Genomic DNA, 21680 nt, shown 5'->3' on the forward strand with positions numbered 1-21680 from the left:
TCACGACTGATGTGCGTCTGCCGGAGCTTGGTTACATCCGGGTCTGGGTCTTCTGCTTGAGGCGTTCGTAGGGTGTCTGGCCGTCGAGAGCGCCGTGTGGGCGGTGGTAGTTGTAGTAATCCTCCCATTCTCGGAGTTTTTCGTTCAGAACGTCGGTGTCGTCGATGACGACACCGGCGAGCATGCGGTAGAACTCCTCCGCGTCGATGCGGTGTGAGCGTTCGACCTTGCCGTTGAGGTGCGGGGAGGCCGGCTTGATGTAGGTATGGGCGATGCCCTTGTCGAGCACGTGCCAGTGGAAGGCGGACTGAAACTCCGCTCCGTTGTCCGTCTGGATGACTTCGACGCGGAACGGCAGCCGTTCGAGGACGTAGTCCAGGAACTGGACGGCGGTCTTCTGGTCGCATCGCGGGTAGATCCGCAGGACCCGCAGCCGGGTGCAGTCGTCGATCGCGGTGAACTGGTAGTACTTGGCCCGGCGACGGCTCTTGGGGGCTTCACCGGTGACCGGAGCCGGGGTCTTGGCCCTGGCCGGGGCGCCGATGGGCTCGATGAACTTGACGTCGATCCGGACGCGGTTGCCGGGCAGCTGCTTCTCGTAGCGGGTATGGCGCCGGTCGTGGCGCTTGTAGCGCTGAGAGGCGGGCAGCCGGTTCAGGCCCAGCCGTTTGAGGATGCGGTAAACGGCCGAACAGGCGATGTCGATGTCGTGGTACCGCTTGAGGTACATCCGGATCTTCATCGGCCCGAAGTGGTAGTTCTGCCGCAGGTAGACAATCTTGTTCACGACGTCGGCGTCGGTGGCGTTCGGGCTGTGGTGCGGCGCGCTGGAGCGGTCACGCAGCCCTTCGATGCCTTCCTCCCGGCTTGCAGCCGGGGCACAGGTGGCAGTCCTCGGGCTCATCCGCTGGCGGATCGTCCCGCCCGAGCAGCGGGACGATCCGGCGGAGGTTCTCTCCGGCCTCGGCCCACAGGGCCATAGGCCGCTTGGCGCGCCGCTCGAATACGACGTCGCCGTCGGGTCTTCGACGGTGCGGACCCGGGCCAGCGTGCCGGCGCCTTCCTCCGGGTGGTGGGGGAGGAGCGCCAGGGCGGTCTCGAACCCGGGCCCTTTCTCCACGCCGATGGCGTGTGCCTGCCCGGTGGGGCCAAAGGAGCGTTCAGCCCGCTGAGGGTCACGAAAGCGTAACCGAGAGGTGCGGCTTAGCCGAATGTCGGTGGCGGCATGTAGCCGTCCCTTTACGCTCCTTGCCATGCGGCGGCGGTGCACCATCGAGCCGCATGACTGGGGGGTCATGGTGACGCTGTACGGACGGGCGGCGGTGCTCGATGCCGTCGTGCCTTCATTGGTGGGGCTCGAGTCGCAGGGGGCCGCCCGACTGCGGATACCGGGCGGGAGTCCGCTGCTGATCGAGTGCGGCGGCGGGCGGCTCACCGGCAAGACCGCACTGCTGAAAGAGCTCTCGAAGCGGTACGCGCAGCGGATACCGCAGGCGTACGCCGACCTCGGGGCGGCGGACTTCGGCCAGCCGGGGCTCGCCTCCCTGGCCGACGAGAGGACGGCGAACGCCTCGCGCACCTCGGACCTGCTCTTCTACCTGATGGACGGGTTGAGCCGGAAGCCGAACGAGTTCGCCGGGAAGTTGTCCTTCCCCAGGCTCACCCAGGGGCTGCTCGCGGTCACCAGCTGGCAGTCCGAGGACGTCCAGCCCGCCGAGCTGCAGGCCGCCCGTCGCCGCCTCGCGGGGCTGTTACGGGAGAGCCAGCCCGACCTCCAAGCGCGTAACCAGCGGGTGTCGGGCTGGATCGGACAGGTCACCCAGGGCGTCGGCGCCGCAGCGGGGCTGGGACCCGGGGTGAGCGAACTGGTGGGGCCGCTCACCGACATCGTCACCACCGAACTGCTCGGCCCGCGCGCCAACAGGCAGGGCCTGGGCTGGTGGGCCGGCCGTCGGGTCGGCCCCCAAGGGGACGGGCACGCCCAGTTGACCGATCTCGCCATGTGTTTCCGCGGTGACGGGGGCGACCGGCGGCGGGCGGAGCACCATTTGGTGGCCGCTCTCCTGGAGGACATGGCCGACCACTACACCTGGATGCGCCTGAAGAACCGGGTGCCACGCCCGCTCCTGCTCCTGGACAACGTCCACACCCCGCTGGGTGTGACGGTCCTGGACGCGCTGACCCGCGCCTGGCACGACGAGCCCACGCGGACGCACCCCGGCGTCGTTGCGGCGGCCCTCGCCCAGGAGCTCGCCGTGCCCGACGCCGAGGGCACCGCCCCGTCGACGAGGAGTGCGGCGGGCCCGTACTGGCGGCAGGACAGGCCGCGGACGGCCGCCGGCTGGGTGTTGAGGCTGCCGATGGCACAGCTCGACCTCGACGAGGTCAAGGAGATGTTCGGCGACGACCGGCCGGGGCCCGACACCGCCCACCTGATCCACCGGCTCAGCGCCGGGCGGGCTGGGATGACCCACGCCCTGGTGCTGTCCGTCCGGCAGAGGATCGGCCTCCACGAGCCCGTCGACCACGGCGCGCTGCTCGAGCTGCCGCTCGAGCTGCCGCTCGACGACGGGCCGACGCTGCCTGTGTACGAACGGCTGCTCGGGCTCCTGATCCCCGACGGGGAGGCCCGGGCCCGCCTCGCCTCCTACACGCCTGCGCTCGACGACGCGGCCGCCCACGCACTCGACGCCGACCACGTGCAGCACGGACCCGACGGACAGCCCGTGGCGGCGACCGTCAGAGTGCCGGTGGCGGAGACCAAGCGCCTGTTGCGGAAGGATTGCTGGAGCCATCACCCCTGGCCGGGCACCGGCGGGCCCTTCGTCGGTGATCCCACCCTGCGGGCCCTGCTCGTGCACGACCTCCGCACCCGCACCCGCACTGGCGCGGCGCCCGGGGGTGGGGACTGGCGGGGCAGCCACCGGCGGCTGCGCCTCCTGTACGCGCCGGGCGCCGCCGACCCGCGCGATGCCTGCTACCTGCACCATTCGCTCGCCATCGGCGACACCGACGTCGTCGTGCGCGCCCTGCACCGCCGCCTGGCCGAGCAGGACGCGCCGGGGTGGCTGGCCACTCTCAACCTGGTCTGCGCCGCACCGCATCCCCCGGAGCGCCCGGCCGTCCCGGCTGCGGATCCCGTGGAAGACCGGCTCGCGCCTGACAACGACCCCGTGCGCCAGGCCGTGCAGCTCCTCGTCCTCAACCTGTGGCGCCAGTCGCACCCCCTCGCGCACCCCGACCCGAGGAAGGTCAACGCAGTCCGGCTGCAACTGCTCACCCTGGCCCAGAACAGCGCCGTCGGCCCCCAGGAGGTCTTCTACCAGGCCTACGAGGAGTGGCCCCAGTTGCTGAACCGCTGGATCCAGGCACCCGATCTGCCGACCTACGGAGAGCCCCGCCCATGACACTCTGGCCCGCCGGACCGCTGAACCGCGCCCTGCTGATCGCCGCCGTCGCCGTCGTCCTGGGAACCGGCGGCTACCTCTCCTACGACCAGTGGCTCGCCGAGGACCCGGCTTGCGCCCCCGGCGTGGCGAAGCGGGGCCCCCGGCACGAGTGCGTCGGCGTCACCGACGGCAACTACGTATTCGCTCCGTCGCTGAAGCAGGTCACCGACCGCATCAAGGCGGAGAACGACAGCGTCGCCGGCAAGTCGCCCGCCACCATCGCCCTGATGATCCCCATGATCTCCGACACCCAAGCCGAGCAGCAGGAGTACGTCGAGCAGGTGCAGGGCGCTTATCTGGCCCAGTACCGCGCCAACCACCAGGCCAACGGCAAGCAGCCGCCCATCCGGCTGGTACTCGCCAACCCCGGCCGCGGTTACAAGGAGTGGCGTACCGTCGCCGACCAGCTCGCGCGGACCGCGGCCGACAAGAAGGAGAACCTGCGCGCCGTCGCCGGCATCAACATCAGCATCACCGAGACCGAAGAGGCCGTCCGCTACCTCACCAAGGACAAGGGGATCCCGGTCGTCGCGGGCCCCATGACCGCGGACGACATCAAGAACACCGCAGCCGACCCGCACCGCTACCCGGGCCTGGCCCGGATCGCCCCCGGCAACACCGACCAGGCCGACGCCCTCGCCTCGTACGGGTCGGACATCAAGCCCGCAGAGACGCTGGTGGTCGAGGACATCCGCGAGGGCGACAACTACCTGGCCAGCCTGCGCCAGACCTTCGAGAAGCTGGCCAAAGGCGCGCCCAACGCCCCGGAGACCTTCCGGTCGCCGCCCGACTTCAACGACGAGGGTAACCTCGCCAACGACTTCCACCAGATGGTGCCGGACATCTGCTCCTCCGACGCGAAGACCATCTATTTCGCCGGCCGTCCGGTGCAACTACGTCTGTTCCTCGGCGAGTTGAGCAATCGCAACTGCAGCAAGCCCTACACCGTCATCAGCGGCTCGCACGCCTCCACCCTGACGGTCGACGAGAAGTTCGCCGACCAGTGGGGCGCCCTCACCAAGGGCGCCGGCATCACCCTGCGCTACCCGGGCCTGGCCCACCCCGATGCCTGGGGGGACCGAAGCACGACGCCGACCGGCGGCTCCAAGGCGGCGCTGAAGGAACTGACCGACCTGGTCCAGAAGCTCGGCACCGAGGAGCCCGACTCGATCGGCCCCGCCAACCTCTCCGACGGTCGCATCATCATCACCTACGACGCGGTCTCCACCGCCATCGCGGGCATCCGCAACGACGCCGTGGGCAGCGTGAGGATGCCGTCCCTCTCCGAGGTCGCCGACAGCTGGCTGCGGCTGCACGGCAACAACCGGGTCGAGGGCGCCAGCGGCTGGATCTGCCTCGACCAGTACGGCAACCCGTACAACAAGACCGTCTCCATCGTCCATCTCGACCCGACGACCAAAACCGCCGTCTTCGACGGCATCGCCTGGCCCGCGGGCCGCGCCCCCGACCCCAACTGCTCCATCCCCAACTGAGGCCGACGGCAGGCCCCGCCCCTGCCGATCCGCCCGACGACCGGTCGGCGGATACTGGGGGCCGGTAGGACGACGAGGGCGGGGCGACGACGGATCGGACGGGTCGCGGTGTGGGCGGCGGGACTGCTGCGCCGATACCTCCCCCCCCGCACCGGCTTCCTGCCCACCGAGGTCGAATCCGGCAGGGCATCTTCGGCCCGCCCATGCTTGCTGCTCGCGGGGTTCGCCGTCTCGCGGGCTGGCTCTCATGTGTCATGCACCCAAGGCCTGCGCCAGAGGTGCCCCGCACGTCCCGGGGCGGCGTGCTCCTGATGCACGTCGTGTCAGATCAGCGCCGCCCGGTACCGCTGTGCGATCAAGGCCTGCTAACGCGCAGGCTTTGGGCCTGCGTTCCGGCCGACAGGCTCAGGCTGGTGTGGAGCATGGATTGCGTGTCGCTCAGATGACTGGGGGCCGGCCCAGGCGGGTCATCCGCCATACGGTCCGCCACCTCATCGGCTGCCGTGGCGGGCAGGAGACTCGAACCCCTTCGAAGAACCCGGCCCACCATGATCTGAGGCCGGACAGGGGTGGCCGCTGCGTGATGGTGTAGGCGGCCCAGGTGGCGAGGTAGATCGGGACCAGAATGATGGGCAGGTGGCGTTTGGCCAGCCATACGCGGTTGCGGCCGGTGTTGCGGTAGTAGACCGCGTGCCGGGTCGCCGCGGTGCGTGGGTGGCGGAGAAGCAGGTCCGCGCGGTAGTCGATGTCCCAGCCGGCGTCCAGGGCCCGCCAGGCGAAGTCGGTCTCCTCGTGGGCGTAGAAGAACGGGGCGGGGAAGTCACCGACCTCGTCGATCACGGTCGTGCGGATGGCGTGGGCGCCGCCGAGGAAGGTGGTGACCGGCCCCGACATCGTGGGGTCGGCGCCGCCGAGGCGGGGGACGTGCCGGCGCTGGGTGAGTCCCTGCTCGTCGACGATCCGGAATGCAACGATTCCCAGGCGCGGGTTCTCGGTGAACGCCTCGCGGACGCGTCGCACGGTGTCGGTGCGGGGGAGGAGGCCGTCGTCGTCCAGGACCAGGACGATGTCCACGCCGCCGTGCTCGCGCAACCACTGCACGCCCGCGTTCCGGCCGCCGGGGATCCCCAGGTTCTCGGGCAGCTCGACGGCCGTCACCCGGGCGGGCAGGGCGGGCAGCTTCACGCCCTGGCCGAGCACCACCACCGTCGCGGGAGCTCCTTCCTGCGCCGCCACCGAGTCGAGGAGCGAACGGAGTTCGGCCTCACGGTCGCCCATGGTCAGTACGACGACCCCGACCGTGGGCCCCGTCGTCTCGGGAGTCGTCATGCCTGCGCCCGCAGGAGCTCGGTGGCGCGCTGGTCCAGGTTGGCCGCCCCGGGTACCCCGCGTCTGCGGTAGCCGGCCACCGTCCGGCGGATGGAGCGGATCTCCTGCCGGCTGCGGTCGGAGACCACGCCGTCCATGAAGTCGAGCGAGCGGTTCCACAAGCCGATGGCCTCCTCGTGCCGGCGCTGCGCGGCGACCGACTTCCCCAGATTCATCATGGTCAGGGCGTGCCCGCGCTGATAGGTGCCCGGTGTACGGGCCAGCATCGCCGTGCGGTAGTGCCGCTCGGCCGCAGAGTAGTCCTTCATCGCGGTCAGGGTCTTGCCCGTGTGCGAGGCGACCGTCGCCGCGACGGGACCGGATGCGGCCGAGTACGACGGCACCGGTTCCCGAGTGTCCGAGAGCGCGCTCTCGGCAGCCAGCAGTGCGGCTGCCGCCTTTCCGCTGTCCCCGTTGCTCCCGTAGGCCCGCGCGCAGGTCACCAGGAGCAGGGCCTCGGTCTGCCGGTCGACCTTGCCCGACGCCCGCCGCAGCGCCTCTTTCGCGAGTTCCGTGCACGATTGCGGATGCCCGAGGTCGAGGGCTTGGTGTGTCATGGCCCGCATCAGCCACGCGCCGTGCCCGTCCGGGTCGCTCTCGCAGGCGAGTTGGTAGCCGAGCTGGTAGTACTGCTGAGCGGCGCCCTCGCGGCCGAGGTCGTGGTGTTTCCAGCCGACCAGGCACGCCAGCTGGGCGGCGGCCCCGAAAGCATCCTCGCGCACGGCCGCGGAGGGGAAGCGGGCGGCGAGCATCGGGGCGACGGTGTCGGTCAGGTAGGCGGTGACCGTGGTCAGCCCGTGTCCGCCACCGAGCTTCTCGTCCGCGCTCCTGAACATCTCGGTGAGCTGACGGACGACCGCGACTTCCTCCGCGCCGACGCCGACGCCGCCGCTGCTCGCGGCCGCTTTGAACGTGGCGGCCACGGCCTCGTGGTCGTAGGCCAGGGGAAGGCCGACCGCCGCGGTGGCGAACGCTGCGTTGATGAATTCCCTGCGGCGGAGCATCACTGATCTCCCGAGGTCGGCGGCGGTGGCCAGGGGATCAGCGCCCATGGCCTTCCCGATGCCTGCGGAGCCTAGACCGATCTCGGTCGTCGTGACGTGCCGCTTCACCTTTCTGGTGAGAGCTTCGGCGATGTACGCGCCTGTTCGACCGCTCGGTGTTCCGCCGGCCAACCAGTGGGCGACGGCCGACGGAGCCGTGCTCAGCTTCTCGCCGGCCTCGGCCGCGACGGCGCGGATCTCGCGCGCGAGCGCGAAGTAGGTGACCCCGGCCTCGGCGATGACAGCCGCCAGATTCTCGTTCGGTGTCCGGCTCTCCGCCACCTCGGCCCCCTGAAGCGATCTTGAACGGATTGAACGGGTTCCCGATGCCACCACAGTACTCACCTTCCGTAGCAGCGAGTTGACTGAGCTCTTTCAGGGTGCCCACTGATCGAGTGACCCGGACCGGATCGGGATGAGGACCGCAACGCACAAGGCCCCCGCACCGTTGAGAGAGGTGTTGGAAGTCTCAACCCATCGGCACAGGAGCCCTGTTGGTTCCCCATCCTGCCGCACTTGACCTGCCTCATGCTCTGGTCGAGTGGGTATCGATGCTCATCGTCACCCGTGAGGAAGGCCGAAGCTGCAAGCTGCCGCCCCACCAGCGTGCACTCGTGGGCCTGGTCTACCTTCGTCGTCACGACACGCTCGCGCAGATCGCCGCCGGCTTCGGTATATCCGTCGGCACCGCCCACGCCTACGTCAAAGCCGTCGTCCAGCACCTGTCCGGCCGGGCACCCGGCCTTCTGCGTGTCCTGCGCGAGACGGATCCTGATTACGTCCTGCTCGACGGGACGCTCGCCGAGTGCGACCGTGTCGGCGACAGCCGGGCCGACTTCTCCCAGAAGCACCGTCGTCACGGCGTGAACGTGCAGGTCGTAGCCGACCCCTCGGGCAAGCTGCGGTGGATCTCGCCTGCGCTGCCCGGCCGTACCCATGACCTGACTGCGGCCCGCACCCACCGCATCATCCGGATCTGCGAATGCCAGGGTGTTCCGATCCTCGCCGACCGCGCTTATATCGGCGCCGGCCCCTGGGTGACCACACCGATCAGACGGCTCCCGAACCGGGACCTCACCACGACCCAGCGAACGGTCAACCGGGCCCTGTCAGCGGCACGAGCACCGGTCGAACGCAGCATCGCGCGACTCAAGTCCTGGCGGATCCTCCCCAAAGCCCGCTGCAGCCCCAATCGCATGACTGTCATCGTCGCGGCCGTCCTCACCCTGGAGCGGCAACGCTGACGAAGCTCATTGCCGTTCCAGGGTGAGGACGGATTGGCGATGGCCGTCATGCGGTGGGGGAAGCGCCTCACGACCAGACGAGTCGGCCTTCGGCAACCTCGCAGACCGGATGGTTTCCATCGGCGATCTTCGTCAGCATCTCCGCTACGGAGTCGAAATACTGGGCCATCGATTCGTACTTTCCCGTGACCGTGACCTCACCCACGAACCAGCTGCCGACACGCCCGTCCCGCACATCGATGAACTTTCCCATCCAGCCGTCCTGGTCCGACAGGAACGGGATCCACTCATTACGCCAGAACGGATTGTCCGGCTGGTCCTGAGGGTCGAATCCACAGTGCGTAGAGCGGTTCGCGTAGAGCTTCTCCATCGCCCGGATGCCCAGAAAGAAGCTTCCCTCGTCCGGGAACCCGTCGAAGCCGCAACATGCCACTTCGTCGTCGACGTCTTCCTCCGGAAGATCCAGACTGTTCTGCAGCAGCCACGTCCGCAGATCCTCAGGGAGCGAGATCCCCATCCGTTCCTCGGCGGCCGCGAGCGTCTGCTCAGTAGCGGGCCCTGGCAGGTCAGCGTGATCGGCCGGCGCGTGCTGACGAAGAAGAGTCATCACGCGGGACCAACTCTCAGCCACACTCATCGTTCTCTGCCCTCTCTGCATGGATGCCTCTGTCCGACTGCTCCACGACGGAGGTTGCGAAGTGCCGACCGGAGAACCTTGCAGGGATGCTACTTCGAGCGTGCCTCCCACCCCTCCCCACGACTATCTTCCGACCCGAAGCACAGTGCCGGCTCCTCAGCGCGGTGGCCATCCGTCAAACGGCCGCTTGCCCAGGCCGTCAGGTACACAGACCGAGCCGCCCCGTTCCTGCGCTTCCTTGCCGACCTTCTCTCGGGCCCTTCGAGCCAGTTGGCCGGAGTCAGCTCACCCCCACGCCATGACGTCAGTCGTCCGTGCCGCCCTCACCCTGGAGGGGCGAAGCTGAAAACGCTTAATAAGCGTTACAGGAGGAATTCCCACCCGAACTCCGGCACGAAGCCGCGGTGGAGCTGCTCCCCGATTGCAGGACTCGCACCCGGAAGGATCAACTCGTGTCTGTCGATGAGGCTCCGCGCCGCGCCCGCTTCCTTCAACGCGTCACGGATCCGGTCGGCGTGGGCGCGTTGCCAGCTCTTGAGGGGCATCACGCCTCTGGCCTGCGCAGTCCTCTCCGATGAGGCGACCTCGCCTCTGCGTGGGATCCTCGTGAGCAGCTCGCGGAACCCCTGAGGTACTGCGTTCTCGGTGAAGAAGCCGTCCTGTAGGCCCGTGCTCAGGTAGCGAGTGACGATCAGTGCGGTCAGAGCGTTGTTGAGCAGAATTGATGCCGTCCGGCGTTCAGCCGGCACGGTTTTGGTTTTGATGGTCGTGGGGATGTCGCGGAATTCGATCAGAGACGGTACGAAGGCCTCGTGCTGAACCGGGTCGGCGGTCGTGGGAGCGAGATACAGCGGGCTCCCGCCCATAGTGACCGAGTAGGCGATGAGGTCTGCACGAGGCTGACGGGCCAACACCTTACTCAAGGCCCGGCGCGTGTTGAACGGCCGCTGGTTGACCGGACGCCCTTGTTCGAGCTCGTCCGGACCGGTGTTCAGCTCCTCGGGAAGCAGCACCGCACGGCTCGCTCCTGGGGGCAGTGCAGGTGTGTCGGCACGGTAGAGGCAGTCGAAGAAGATGACGCGGGCCAGGTCGTCGAGGGGCAACAGGTCGTTGTTGATCGACTGGATCATGCCTCGGTAGCCGGTGCTGTACGCGGCCAGGACACGGACACTTGGATCCGCGTACTGCAGACCAGCCAGGTCCATGAGCTCCCGCACCTGGTCCGCCCGATTCCCCCGTCTCGTCATAGATCGCCCGATACCGATGCCCCAAGCCTCGAACGTATGTCCCGCCGGTCCCCCGTTGGGCAGTTGGCTATATCCGCGCTCTCGGCCACTGACATTGATGAGCACCGTGGAGGAGGCGTGCTCGAACATTGCTCGCAGTCCGTGTGCCTCGATCTCGCCCCCCACGCCCCACAGGATCGTCACGTTGATGCGCGGCCTAGTCCCAGAGCCTGAGTTCCCGGGTCGCCAGGTGTAGATGCCGGGTCTCCGGCGGGTAGCTGGTTGGGGCCTGGAGTCCGAGAGCCCAGACGGTGACGGCGTACTCGTACCCGTGCCGGTGACGGTGGTAGTCGCCTGCGGCGCCCTTGAGGAAGCGGCGGGCGGTGGGACTGTAGGGCTCCTGGTCGTCGTCGCCGGTGTTCTTGAGCCGGGGGTCGGTGAGGAGCCGGGCGAGGGCGTCGTGCCAGCGGGTCAGTTCCTCGGCCTGTTGGCGGAAGGCGCCGGCCCGGAATCACCCTGTTCGCCAGACGCTGGCCCGATTCACTGGATGCCGGCTCGTCTGCGATCGATGTGCCGGCGCGGTCGCCGGTGCCCGGCAGGTCCTTGGCGAGCCGGCCTGTGAGTGCGCTCACCGGGCATCGACCGGGTGAGGACGCCGAGTGTGAGCAGAGCGAGCGCCGGCAGCACGGCGACGATGATTCCCATCGGCAAGGCGTCGGTGGCGCCACCCGCGCCGGCCAGCGGAGCAAGTGCCCCGCCGAACATGAACTGGCTGAAGCCGAGCAGAGCGGCTGCCGACCCGGCGTGTCCGCCGTGGTCGGCCAGGGCCTGGGCCGCGGCGTTCGGCATGACCAGGCCCACGCTGGAGACCAGGACGAACAGGCCGATCAGGAGCACGGGCAGGGGTGCCCGTGTCAGTACCGCGCCCAGGACGTGGTGCCAGCGGCTGTCGCGCCCAGCAGACCGGCGAGCAGCAGCACGCGGGCGCCGGCCCGGGCCACCAGCCGGCCGCTGATCTGGGCGGCCGCAATGAGTCCGGCGGCGTTGACGGCGAACACGGCGCTGTACTGCTGCGGTGACGGGCCGTGGATTTACTGCAGGACGAACGGCGAGCCGGAGATGTAGGCGAACATCGCCGCGAAGACCAGGCCGTTGGCCAGGACGTACGCGGTGAAGACCCGGTCGCTGAGCAGCTGCCCGACGACAGCCGGCAGTGGCTGGCGTGACGCGGAGGACCGGGTCTCCGGCAGTCCTGCGGCGGAGGCCGCCAGCATCCCGGCGCCGAGTACGGCCAGGCTCACGAAGATTCCAGGCCAGGCTGTGACGCGCAGTAGCTGGCCGCCGAGGACCGGCGCGAACACCGGCGCCAGGCCGGTGATCAAGGTCAGTGCGGAGAAGAGACGTGCGGTGCGGGTTCCGGAGGTGCGGTCACGGACCATGGCGTTGGCGATGACGATGCCGAACGCCCCGCCGATGCCCTGGACCAGGCGTAGGCCGACGAAGGTCCGGACGTCGGGCGCCACCGCGCAGAGCGCGCTGGCGATCGTGTAGAGGGCGAGGCCCGCCAGCAACGGACGCCGCCAGCCGTAGGTGTCGCTCAGCGGCCCGGCGATCAGCTGCCCGATGGCCAGCCCGGCCAGGCAGGCGGTGATGGTGAGCTGGGTGGCCGCGGCGCTGGCGCGCAGGTCGCCGGCGAGGTCCGGCAGTCCGGGCAGGTAGCCGTCGATGGACAGTGGTCCCAGGGCCACGAGCGCTGCGAGCAGGACGATGAATCGGGTTTGCCGGCCAGCGGCGTCGTTGCTCATGGCTCAGTACGCCACGGTGATGCGGCGGCGGATCGCGGTGCCGCTCTCGATCGTGTCGGCCAAGGCGATCGCGTAGTCGGCGTACGAGATGCGGCTGTTGCCGTCGTCGTCGGTGAGCAGGGTGTCCCCGGCGCTGCGGTAGGCCCCGGTCCGCTCGCCCGCTCCGATGACCGCGGCGGGCGACACGTACGTCCAGTCGAGGTCGTGTACGCCGCGGTAGAGGTCGAGCGCTTCGGACTGGGCCTCGGCGTTGGCCTTCCACAGCGCGGGGAAGTCCGGGTCGTCCATGACCCGGGCGCCGGTCGGCGTGCGCAGGCTACCGGCACCGCCGATGGTGACCAGGCGGGTGACGTCGGCTCGGCGGAGTCCGCCGATCAGCGCACGGGCGGCACCGACGATCGTGGCGCGGTCGCTTTCCTGGCCGATCCGGGGGCCGACGGCCGAGAGCACGGCGTCGTGGGAGGCGGCGACGCCGGCGACCGCCGCGGGGTCGGTGACGTCACCGGTGGTCACGGTCAGGGCCTTGTGCTTGAGTCCGTCGACGTGGCCGGCTCGGGTGACCGCGGTGACGGTGTGGCCGCGACGCAGTAGTTCCTCGGTGGTGGGCCGGCCGATGTTGCCGCTGGCACCGAACAGGACGATCTTCATGTGTTGCTCCTTGTTTCTGATGGTCAGAGGACGGGCTGGCCGTCGGCGATGATGGCCGCGGTGATGCCCCGCTCGTCGGCGGCGTGCTGGAAGCGCTGCTCGATGTCGGGTTGTTCGGTGTAGAACGGCGGGTTGTGGAACAGGCCGTAGTGCATGGCGCAGACGGTGCCGGCGCCGAGTGCGACGGCGGCCTCGACGCCCTGCTCGGGGGTCATGGTCGCCGGGACGTTGGCCGCGTAGCCCTCGAAGTGGGCGATGACGCCGTTGACCGGGACGAACGCGACGTCGAACGGGCCGTGGTCGCGGGCGATCTGCCACCAGCTGCCGTGCCACTGGGTGTCGCCGCAGTGGATGACCCGCCGGCCGGCGCCTTCGACGACCCAGGCGACCTGGTCACAGTCGTTGCCGCGCCAGTCCAGCGAGGTCACCGGAGTGACGGTCAGCTTTCCGATGCGGCGTGACTGGCCCAGGTCCTGGGCAACGGGGGTGATGCCCACCTCGTGCAGCGCCGCCGCGCTCGGGGTGTGGCAGCCGATCGTGCCGGTGGCCGCGATCCGGGCGATCAGGTCGTGGTCGTAGTGGTCGGGGTGCAGGTGGGTGATAAGGGCGTGGGTGCCGGGCGGGGCGTCGACCGGGTCGACCGGCCGGTGCGGCGGCCCCATCACCGGCGCCAGCGGAGCGACGTTCTCGAGCGGGTCGATCAGCAGGCGGGTGTCGCCGAGACGGATCTCGACGCCGGCCCAGGCCAGCCGACGCACGGAAAGGGTGGGGGTCATGGGCAGCGACGCTAGACCGATGTTGTTGAGAAAGTCAACAAGAGAGTTTTGAATCTCAACACCACGATGTAGGGTGGTGGCATGCGCACCTACGGGCAGTACTGCGGCATCGCGAAAGCACTGGACACCATCGGCGACCGATGGACCCTGCTGATCGTCCGTGAACTGTTCGCCCTGGGTCCGTGCCGGCACACCGACCTGCGCAACGGGCTGCCCGGGATCGCCAGCAACCTGCTGGTCGACCGGCTCCGCGAACTCGAGGAAGCCGGCCTGATCCACCGCGAGGCCGCCCCGCCGCCGGTGGCCACCACCCTGTTCTCCCTCACCGAGCGTGGCCGCGAGCTGGAGCCGGTGCTGCGGGAGCTGAGCCGGTGGGGCGTGCCGCTGTTGCGTGAGCCGGGCGGAAGCGACACCTTCCGCACCCACTGGCTGGACATGCCCGCCCGGGCACTGACCGACCACCGCCCCGACCAGCCGGCAATCGCCCTGCAACTGCACGCCGACGGCAGCGAGGACCTGGTCATCGAAGTCAAGGACGGCTCGGTGCACACACACGCCGGCCGGGTCGACCACCCCACCGCGTCACTGACCGGACCGCCGCACCTGCTGGCCGCGACCCTGCTCGGCGACCTCGATCTGAGCGCCGCAGTACAGCAAGGCCTGCGGCTCAGCGGCGAACGCGAGGCAGTACTGCGCATCCTGCCCCGCTGATCCGGGTGTGATACTGGTGGGCTCGCCTATTCAACTGTCGCGTGTTGGCCCGTCTGGCTCTGGGACTGCTACTGACCGTGACGTCTGGCAGGGGCGGGGCTGATGTCAGAGGTATCCGGTTGGATGAGCCCGTGACTGTCTATGACGTAGCCCGCCAGTTTCCCACCATCGCCGACCTGCGGGACCTGTGCCGCTCGCTTGCGATGCTCGATGCGATCCTGAGCCCGGACTGGGAAAGCCGGTATTACTCCTTCAACGCCGGTTGGGCTGCAGGCGAGGAGATGGCCTCGATGCGCAATGGGTCAGGAGACGAGTACTCCATAGTGTTCTCGGCGGCGGGGGTCTATGTCCGCGGCTTCAGCCACGAAGCGCCGATGAGCCCATATGGCAACGACGGCGAGCCTTGGCCGGGAGTGATCGACGATGTCCCTGAGGCCTTTCGGTCCTTCGTGGAGGAGCCGGCGTTCACCGACGAGGACGGCGTGCCCGTCGTAACAGCCTGCTTGTGGCGGGGGAAGACCGACGAGCAGTGGCGCCACGGGACGATCGACTTTCCCGAGGGCCGTGCCGATCCTGATGGGGCGACCGGACTGTTCAGCCTCCTGGTCGACCGTTCTCCGGAAGCGTTCCAGCGCTTCGCCGAGGACTACTACGAGGTCCCCGTAGACCTGACAGCAGTGAGCAATGTGTATGCCCTGCGACCGTTGGACCAGGAACTCGTACCGTCGCTGAACGCAGAGGTCACCTTGGCGGACCTGGCCCGGGACATCTCCGAAATCGGCTATCCGCGGCTGGACCGAGAATCGGTCTGACTGCTGCACGTCTCGGTGAGATCGCCTGTTCAACTGTCATCGGCCTGTCGGGGAGCCCAGCCGGATGGTGACCGTAGGTGGTCACCGGCGGCATAGCGGGTCCAGTTGCTACCGGCCTGTGCGGCGAGCTTGGCGGTGGTGACCCGGTGGTAGCCGAGGGCCTCGGCAACGACGGGTGCGGGCATCTCCAGAACGTGTTGTCGGATCGCGGCTGTGCGGCTGGCGGTGGTGGGAATGCCGATGTCGTTGATGAGTGCGGCGAGGACGTCGGGGGTATCGGTTGTCCGGCCCGGCGACCGGGGAACAGCCATCGGGAGGCGTGGTTGGTCGCGGTGTTCATGTTGTCGCGGCTGTCGAGCCAGCGAAGCAGCAATTCCGCCAGTGGCTGGGGAACCGGGGACGGCGGTTCGCCGAGGCGGAGAAGGGTCTGCTGGTTGCTGTGGAGGATGTCGTCGACGGTGAGGCGCACGACTCGGCTGAGTGGTTGGGCATAGAGCAGGACGATCACGCCTGCGACCCGAGTGCGAAGCGGCAGGTCCGGGTCGGTGAGAAGGCGCCCGATCAGTTCCAGTCGCTCGGGCTGCGGCATTGGAGTGGCCCGGCGGATCTGAACCGGAGGAAGCCGGAACGGCCGAGTGAGCTTGCTGGCCGAGCACCAGAGCAGGAAGGCTCGCATGGTGTTGCGGGTGTATTCGTTCTGCTCAGCGTGCCAGGCATCGATGCCGGTCTGGCCGCAGGTGCCGAGGGTGTGATCGCGATCGGCGAGCCAGGCCAGGAAGGCTGTGGCCTGTTTGACCCGGTCCGCGGCATGTCGACGAGCTGCTGGCGTGATCGGCTTCTTCTCAGTGTTCGTCCGCAGATGTGGGAGCACTTCCCAGGTAGCGAACCGGCGGATGACCTGGGCATCGTCTGGGTCGGAGATGCCGACGAGATGACCAATGAGCCACCGTTCGAACGAGCAGATCTGTTTGTCGATGATGGGCAAGGCACCGCAGGACATCAGGAGTTCCCGCAGATGGGCGGCGGCTCGCCAAGGTTCAAGTGTGTGGAAGGCTTCGTGAGTCAGCTCGATGTCGCCTCGACCGAGTCGTCGTAGCCAGTCGGCGGTGGAGTCGGGGCGTCCTTTGTGTCTGTCCAGCCAGGCGAGACCAGACAGCGGTCGGTCCATGGTGCGGAGCGAGGCGGCCAGCGGTGCGAGTTCGGGGCGAATCCGTCCAGTACCGTCGTCCAGCAGTTCGGCGAGCCGGTCGGCAATGGTGCAGCGGGTGCAGAGCAGTCCGCCGTGCAGCTTGTCTTCCTCTCTGCAACGGGAGCATCGGTAGGGCATCGTGAAGCCCGCGCAGTCGGAGCAGATCGGCGTGCTGTCGCCCGGCCGCAGGCCGGGAAGCGCGCGGTCGGCGCCGCATTCGGGGCAGGTTCCACGGACGCATAGCGCTTTGTCGTGGCAGGTGCGGCAAACGTAGCCGTCGCTCCAGCGAGCCGCGAACCAGCCGTGGCGCCGACAGCGGGCGCACGTCCTTTTGTGCCAGCGGTCGCACTGTTCGGGGGTGTAGGTGTAGGCGGGGCTCACTCGTCAGGCAGGATTCGTGCGGGTCGTGGCCGCAGCTTCGCAACTGCCGTGGGAAGGGCGGGGAGGTCGCCGGTCGCGGTCTTGCGGACTCCGACGTTCTCGGCAGTCGTGGTGACCAGGTCAGCCGGTGTGCAGGAGAAGATGTCGCAGAACGCGGCCAGCACCTGAAGCGACAGCCGCTCGGGTGTCCCGGAGACCAGGCGGTGGACCTGGGAGGCGGAGAGCTCGATGCCGCGGTCGCGCAGCAGGGGCACCAGCTCGGTGGTGGTGAACATCCCGCGAGTGCCCATTACTTCGCGCAACTTCCACGTGTAGCCGACCTTGCGCTTCACCTCTTCCTCCCGGGCTGGCTCTCCAGCGCGGCGGCGATGGTGCCGTCCAGATACCGCCGCAGTGTGCGCGTGCGGAAGTCTGAGCTCACGCAGGTGTAGATCGCGGTCGTGCTTGCGTGGTCGTGACCGACCTGTTCCTGGACGAAGCGCGGGTCCCAACCGCCCTCGATCAGGTGGGTGACGTAGGACCTGCGGAAGGAGTGGAAGTCCAGTCCTTCGTCCAGGCCCAGGGCCTGCCGGTAGGTGATGAAACGGGAGTTGAGGCGTTGGCAGCCGATCCGCAGTCCGCGTTCGGAGGGCCAGGCGGCCGGGTTTCCTTCACTTCCGAATAGTGGCCGGACTTCGGTGAACCACTCATCCAGGATGTCGGGGGCCCAGTCCCAGACAGTCAGTACTGTGCGGCGCTTGGGCGGTGAGCCCTTCTTGGCTTTGCCGAACCGAACGTGGCAGAGACCGAACTCGCCGTACTCGGCTCCGTGAGGGTTGCCGCCGAAGTCTGCGGCGTCCAGTATCCGTGTCTCGTTGCGTCGCGTGCCAAAGGCGTACGCAGTCTTGAACAATGTCGCGTCGCGAAATGCCGGCAGCCAGCCCTTGCGGCCGAACGCCCTGATGCGGGCCACTTCGTCGTCGCAGTGAGCGAAGAAGGCATGCAGCTCGGCCTTGGTGAAAGCGCGCTTCTTCGCGTCGGACTCGTTGTCCTGGACGTGCACCGCGGTGTTCCACTCGTGCACGATCTGGATCGGGTGGGCACCGAACCGCTCTTCACACGTGGCCGTCCACTCGTAGAGGGGGTCGGTGGCGAAGCGGCAGAAGGAGCGGATGGCTTCGGAGTACGAGCGGATCGTCGAGCGCTTGAGGTCACGCAATGAGCGCAGGTCACCGAGCAATTCCTCCACCATGGCCGGTGTCCACTGCCAGGGAAAGGCATTCACGTAGGCGCTGAACGCTTTCACCGTGTTTTCCCGGCCCTCGACGGTCGAGCGGGCAAGGTTTCGCGCCAGCTGCTGGTTGGCGAACCCTCCCAGCATCGCTGAAAAGACCTGCTCCTCCGGTCGCAGCAGTGCGACTCCGTCCGTCAGGTGCAGTCTCGCTGCCCCCGGAACCGTCCCGTTGAACCTCACCATCCACCACTCTCCGTAGCTCGCATCCAATGCGAGAAAACCGCACCTGATGCGAGTCGGTGGTGAATCCGCAGGCTGTCCATCCGGACGAGTGACAGCAGCTAGCGATCACGCCCCACTGGCCGCTACGGTCACGCGACGCGTAGGCACCTAACGCCCCTGTTCAGCGAGGCCCGCGTGAGCCTCCGCAGGCGCCAATGCGCAAACCGTCGCCAGTTCGCATCCAATGCAATTGACGGCGCTTGTGCTTGAGGTACAGGAAATCCCGGTGAGAACGATCTTGCTGGGGTTCGCCTACCTCGTGAGAGCTGCAAACTGACGGGGGACGGCGCCAGCACGCAGTTCGCGCGGGTCAGGGATGTGGTTGTAGAGGGTGCCCAGGGGGACGCCGAGGAGCTTGGCGATCGAGGTGATGGAGCGGCCGGGGTCGGTCAGCAGGTCGCGGGCGGCCTTGCTTACTTCCTCGGCGGGCGGCGGGCGGCGGGCGGCGGCCAGGCCCTTGTTAGCGGCAAGAGCACGGGCACCGAGGGATGGGTCTGGCCAGCTCCCTTCGGGTCACCCAGCCGACCAGATAGAGGAGGGCGGCGAGGTGCAGTCCGGCCAGATAGAAGGCCTCGGGGGCTCACGAAGTTCGGCTTGATTCCCATGCCATAGGGTCATGCAGTGACCAGCTCCCTGCCCACTCCCGAATGCGTGTTTGCCGATGAGTTGCTGCTCGAGGGATATGGCGGCCCGAGCGCGCACTATGTGCGCGACCAAGCGCGCGGCGTCGTCAGGGCAGTGCACGCCGGAGCGGCGATCGCTCCGGATGACACCAACAAGCTGGTCGACCTGCTCGGCGACGCAGAGGCATTCATCAACGAACCGACCGAGCCGGCTCATTTGCGCGGGGGAAACCGCCACGGCATCACCAAGGCCCTGCTGATCCACGCGTGCCGCACCGCCGATCCGGACCTTGTTCGACGCCTCCGGCAGGTGGCACCGTCGGAGATCCACCGCATCGATCTTCGCCTCCCACTGTCGGGGCCATGCCTGCTCGCGCTCTTCGACAGCCTCGGACAGGAAGAACTGGCCGTTCGTCACGCCGCCATGCACATGGCCCGCAACATCCACAGCCACACCGACATCACGCCGATCCTCGACACCATCATCAGCGAGCTGGCCTCCCCTGAGCACGGTCGCGGCTACCACCGGGTCGCCCCAGCCGACGGTGCACGCTGGGCACTGCTCACCTACAGCCGCGGGACAGACGATTTCGACAGCCTGCACGAGCGGGTCGCGGCGGCGCTCGATCCGTCTACGCCGACTCAGAGCGCGCTTCGCACGCTGGCCGCCCTGTACATGCTTGCCGAACAATTCGACCGGGTGATCAGCCTTGTCGGACGTGCAAGTACCCGGGTCGCTGTCATCGGGGGGATCCACGACGCCGTCTGCGAGATCGCTGGAAACCTCAGGTCTACGAGACATCTGCCCAATGCCCGCTACCCCTTCGCAGAGGCGATCACCCTCGCCGAGGACCTGGCCACCAACGCCGGCCACCGCAAGCAGGTGGAGGACATCCGCAAGCGGCTCAACCACCTCCGACCCAGCAATCCGGCCGAAGCTGGACCACGTCCTTCAGTTGCTACGTGAAGGCGACACGCTTAAGGTCACACGGCTCGACCGGCTCTCCCGCTCCCTGCTGCACCAGGTGACCCTCCGCGCCGACCTGCACGAGTGCGGCATTCGGCTGCATGTCTTCGAGAAAGGCATCAACACCTCCACCTTGGAAGGCCGGCCAACGGGGCGCGGCCCCATCCTTCCCGGTCCAGGATGTGCGGGCCGCGGGTGATGTTGCCGTAGTGGAGGTCTCTGTGGGCGGTGGTCCAGGTGACGTCCTTGACCTGGTGGCCGGTGAACTCGGGGATGACGCGGCGCAGGTACTCCTCCCGTACGGCCTCACGGTCCGCCGGCGGCGGGACGTCGGCGAGGGCGTCCAGGGCGGCGACCATCTCCTTCCACCAGGTCTCGGGCAGGCCCGGGTCCGCGTCGAGGACGGGACGCGGGGAGACCACCGAGTCGGGGGCGAGGGCGTACAGCTCGGCCCGGTAGGCGTAGGCGTCGGTGGTCCAGTTTCGGGTGCGGGAGGTGGACGGGCCGTTCCACAGCGTGCCGCCCTCGGTGCCGGCCTCGGCGCAGACCACGCGGAGCCAGTGCGGGCCGGCGGCGCCCGAAAGGGTGCGGCCCCGGTACCCCCACACCCGGCGGCCGGTGGCGCGCAGGCCTAAGGCGTCGTACCTGGTCGGCGGCCCTCATGGAAGTTCCGATCGTCCACGGTCGGTATCGGGAGCCCCACACCGGGTGGCTAAATTCCAACCGTCCAATACCTGCTGCCGGATGGCGTTACGGAAAACAACTCGCGATTTACGCCCCGGCGTTTCCGGTCGCATCCCAAAGCGTCGAGTGAACCGGAATCTCGCCTTTCTGGAAGAAAAGTGCTGGTGATGACCGGTTTCCCAGTAGATGAAAAGGTTCCGCAGATCTAAATCTTGACCGAAAGATGCCCCGTCGCGCGACTCACAGAGGCAAACCTTTGGGCAAGATCAGACCGGTGCGTTAGGTTCATGAACGACGCAACGGGTTGGGCTGACCACTCAACCGGGGGCGTCTACAAGGCCATTCGCACGGGGGAGCGGAGCCAGGCCGGTTTGCGGGCCGAAAGTGTCCAAGCCGACGGCTCCACGAACAGAGATCTGGATCCGCACCCCCTTTGTGCATCACACAAAGGAAGACTACGTGAACCGCAACACGATACGCATCGGGGGCGTCGCAGTTCTCGCGGCACTTGCTCTTGGAGTCGGCGGCACCGCCGCCCAGGCGGCCACGACCGCGCCTGCAACTCTTTCGATCACCGCAACGACGACGGAGCAGCGCCAGGCCGTCCAGTCGCTGGCCACCGCCCTGCTGAACTCGCCCATCGAGTACACCGCGGCCGAGCGTGCCGAGCTGCAGTCGATCGCCAACGGCGAGGCGGCCACCGCCGGCAGGTACGACGGGCTCCTCAAGCTGCTCAAGAAGGTGCCGGGCTTCGCCAAGGCCGTCGCCGGGCCGTTCGTCAACTTCGTCAACTGGTACAACGGCCTGGCCTGGTACTACAAGGCTCCGCTGCAGGCCGCCAACGTGGGTGCCAATCTCTACGGCATCTGGCAGATGTTCCAGTGATGTTCGAACTGAGCACTGACTGAACGGAGGGGGTGTGTCGCAGCCACGGTTGCGGCACACCCCCTCTGTCCGTCTCCACAGCGAATCCGAGAGGACATACGTTGAACACCTCCTCAGCCTCATCGCTGACAACCAAGAGTGAGAAGCCAGGATGGTTCCTTACCGCAGCGGCGTTCGGCGTGCTGGCCGCCGTGCTTCGCCTCACCGATGTCTGGTCCTGGTGGATCGTCCTCTGGGCACCCCT

At 68.1% G+C, this 21680-nt stretch carries 23 protein-coding genes; 9 read left to right on the forward strand and 14 right to left on the reverse strand.

The features are described from left to right. Positions 1–31: 31 nt before the first annotated feature. On the reverse strand, positions 32–904 hold the full coding sequence (locus tag AB8A24_RS32895; protein WP_369478332.1) for an IS481 family transposase: 873 nt from the start codon (positions 902–904) through the stop codon (positions 32–34). Between the two features lie 349 nt (positions 905–1253). Between AB8A24_RS32895 and AB8A24_RS32900 the strand changes: the two genes are divergently transcribed. Both AB8A24_RS32900 and AB8A24_RS32905 read left to right on the forward strand, forming a co-directional pair. Continuing rightward, a complete protein-coding gene (locus AB8A24_RS32900; RefSeq protein WP_369478333.1) occupies positions 1254–3407 on the forward strand; it encodes a hypothetical protein in 2154 nt (717 codons plus the stop codon). After that, complete coding sequence (locus tag AB8A24_RS32905; RefSeq protein ID WP_369478334.1) at positions 3404–4942, forward strand: ABC transporter substrate-binding protein; 1539 nt, start codon at positions 3404–3406, stop codon at positions 4940–4942. Before AB8A24_RS32900 ends, AB8A24_RS32905 begins: the two co-directional genes overlap by 4 nt. Before the next feature lie 438 nt (positions 4943–5380). Here AB8A24_RS32905 and AB8A24_RS32910 read toward each other — a convergent pair whose 3' ends face one another. Both AB8A24_RS32910 and AB8A24_RS32915 read right to left on the reverse strand, forming a co-directional pair. Further along, positions 5381–6271, reverse strand: a complete 891-nt coding sequence (locus AB8A24_RS32910) for a glycosyltransferase family 2 protein (protein ID WP_369478335.1) — start codon at positions 6269–6271, stop codon at positions 5381–5383. Further along, positions 6268–7635, reverse strand: a complete 1368-nt coding sequence (locus tag AB8A24_RS32915; protein ID WP_369478336.1) for a tetratricopeptide repeat protein — start codon at positions 7633–7635, stop codon at positions 6268–6270. Before AB8A24_RS32915 ends, AB8A24_RS32910 begins: the two co-directional genes overlap by 4 nt. Positions 7636–7847: 212 nt before the next feature. On the opposite strand from AB8A24_RS32915, the gene AB8A24_RS32920 reads away from it, so the two are divergent. Beyond that, the gene (locus AB8A24_RS32920; RefSeq protein WP_369478337.1) at positions 7848–8597 is read left to right on the forward strand and encodes a transposase family protein; all 750 of its coding nucleotides are present in this window, start codon (positions 7848–7850) and stop codon (positions 8595–8597) included. A 67-nt stretch (positions 8598–8664) separates the two neighbouring features. On the opposite strand, the gene AB8A24_RS32925 is transcribed toward AB8A24_RS32920, so the two are convergent. From AB8A24_RS32925 to AB8A24_RS32955, 7 genes are all read right to left on the reverse strand, one after another. Beyond that, positions 8665–9204, reverse strand: coding sequence for an SMI1/KNR4 family protein (locus AB8A24_RS32925; protein WP_369478351.1), 540 nt, complete (start codon positions 9202–9204; stop codon positions 8665–8667). 392 nt (positions 9205–9596) lie between these two features. Next, entirely contained in the window at positions 9597–10610 is a 1014-nt protein-coding gene (locus AB8A24_RS32930) for a hypothetical protein (protein ID WP_369478338.1), read from the reverse strand. Positions 10611–11000: 390 nt separating this feature from the next. Then, positions 11001–11357, reverse strand: a complete 357-nt coding sequence (locus tag AB8A24_RS32935) for a hypothetical protein (protein WP_369478339.1) — start codon at positions 11355–11357, stop codon at positions 11001–11003. 17 nt (positions 11358–11374) lie between these two features. Next, positions 11375–11518, reverse strand: a complete 144-nt coding sequence (locus AB8A24_RS32940) for a hypothetical protein (RefSeq protein ID WP_369478340.1) — start codon at positions 11516–11518, stop codon at positions 11375–11377. A 33-nt stretch (positions 11519–11551) separates the two neighbouring features. Continuing rightward, positions 11552–12265, reverse strand: a complete 714-nt coding sequence (locus AB8A24_RS32945) for a Bcr/CflA family efflux MFS transporter (protein ID WP_369478341.1) — start codon at positions 12263–12265, stop codon at positions 11552–11554. A 3-nt stretch (positions 12266–12268) separates the two neighbouring features. Continuing rightward, on the reverse strand, positions 12269–12913 hold the full coding sequence (locus tag AB8A24_RS32950; RefSeq protein ID WP_328965560.1) for an NAD(P)H-binding protein: 645 nt from the start codon (positions 12911–12913) through the stop codon (positions 12269–12271). Positions 12914–12936: 23 nt separating this feature from the next. Continuing rightward, positions 12937–13689, reverse strand: coding sequence for an MBL fold metallo-hydrolase (locus AB8A24_RS32955; protein WP_328965561.1), 753 nt, complete (start codon positions 13687–13689; stop codon positions 12937–12939). Between the two features lie 81 nt (positions 13690–13770). Between AB8A24_RS32955 and AB8A24_RS32960 the strand changes: the two genes are divergently transcribed. Then, on the forward strand, positions 13771–14400 hold the full coding sequence (locus AB8A24_RS32960) for a helix-turn-helix domain-containing protein (protein ID WP_328965562.1): 630 nt from the start codon (positions 13771–13773) through the stop codon (positions 14398–14400). A 131-nt stretch (positions 14401–14531) separates the two neighbouring features. Next, the gene (locus tag AB8A24_RS32965; protein WP_369478342.1) at positions 14532–15212 is read left to right on the forward strand and encodes a hypothetical protein; all 681 of its coding nucleotides are present in this window, start codon (positions 14532–14534) and stop codon (positions 15210–15212) included. Between the two features lie 29 nt (positions 15213–15241). Here the strand turns inward: AB8A24_RS32965 and AB8A24_RS32970 are convergent, their stop codons facing one another. Continuing rightward, a complete protein-coding gene (locus AB8A24_RS32970; RefSeq protein ID WP_369478343.1) occupies positions 15242–15397 on the reverse strand; it encodes a hypothetical protein in 156 nt (51 codons plus the stop codon). Positions 15398–15531: 134 nt separating this feature from the next. Between AB8A24_RS32970 and AB8A24_RS32975 the strand changes: the two genes are divergently transcribed. Beyond that, positions 15532–16308 carry a hypothetical protein gene (locus AB8A24_RS32975; protein WP_369478344.1) on the forward strand — a complete coding sequence of 259 codons (777 nt, stop codon included), beginning with the start codon at positions 15532–15534 and terminating at the stop codon, positions 16306–16308. Positions 16309–16778: 470 nt separating this feature from the next. Here the strand turns inward: AB8A24_RS32975 and AB8A24_RS32980 are convergent, their stop codons facing one another. Together AB8A24_RS32980 and AB8A24_RS32985 are read right to left on the reverse strand one after the other, a co-directional pair. After that, positions 16779–17114 (reverse strand): helix-turn-helix domain-containing protein, encoded by a 336-nt coding sequence (locus tag AB8A24_RS32980; RefSeq protein ID WP_369478345.1) that lies wholly within the window; start codon positions 17112–17114, stop codon positions 16779–16781. Then, positions 17111–18238 (reverse strand): tyrosine-type recombinase/integrase, encoded by a 1128-nt coding sequence (locus AB8A24_RS32985; protein WP_369478346.1) that lies wholly within the window; start codon positions 18236–18238, stop codon positions 17111–17113. The genes AB8A24_RS32980 and AB8A24_RS32985 overlap by 4 nt, the downstream gene beginning before the upstream one ends. A gap of 660 nt (positions 18239–18898) precedes the next feature. On the opposite strand from AB8A24_RS32985, the gene AB8A24_RS32990 reads away from it, so the two are divergent. Both AB8A24_RS32990 and AB8A24_RS32995 read left to right on the forward strand, forming a co-directional pair. Then, complete coding sequence (locus tag AB8A24_RS32990) at positions 18899–19867, forward strand: hypothetical protein (protein ID WP_369478347.1); 969 nt, start codon at positions 18899–18901, stop codon at positions 19865–19867. Further along, positions 19857–20066: a recombinase family protein gene (locus AB8A24_RS32995; RefSeq protein WP_369478348.1), complete on the forward strand. Its 210-nt coding sequence runs from the start codon at positions 19857–19859 to the stop codon at positions 20064–20066. Before AB8A24_RS32990 ends, AB8A24_RS32995 begins: the two co-directional genes overlap by 11 nt. Here AB8A24_RS32995 and AB8A24_RS33000 read toward each other — a convergent pair. After that, positions 19987–20475, reverse strand: a complete 489-nt coding sequence (locus tag AB8A24_RS33000; protein WP_369478349.1) for a hypothetical protein — start codon at positions 20473–20475, stop codon at positions 19987–19989. The two genes, AB8A24_RS32995 and AB8A24_RS33000, sit on opposite strands and share 80 nt — an antisense overlap. A 535-nt stretch (positions 20476–21010) precedes the next feature. Between AB8A24_RS33000 and AB8A24_RS33005 the strand changes: the two genes are divergently transcribed. Then, entirely contained in the window at positions 21011–21436 is a 426-nt protein-coding gene (locus AB8A24_RS33005) for a hypothetical protein (protein ID WP_369478350.1), read from the forward strand. Positions 21437–21680: the final 244 nt, after the last annotated feature.

Origin of the sequence: Streptomyces sp. BF23-19 (genome assembly GCF_041106355.1) — a bacterium.
Classification (GTDB): Bacteria; Actinomycetota; Actinomycetes; order Streptomycetales; family Streptomycetaceae; genus Streptomyces; species Streptomyces virginiae_A.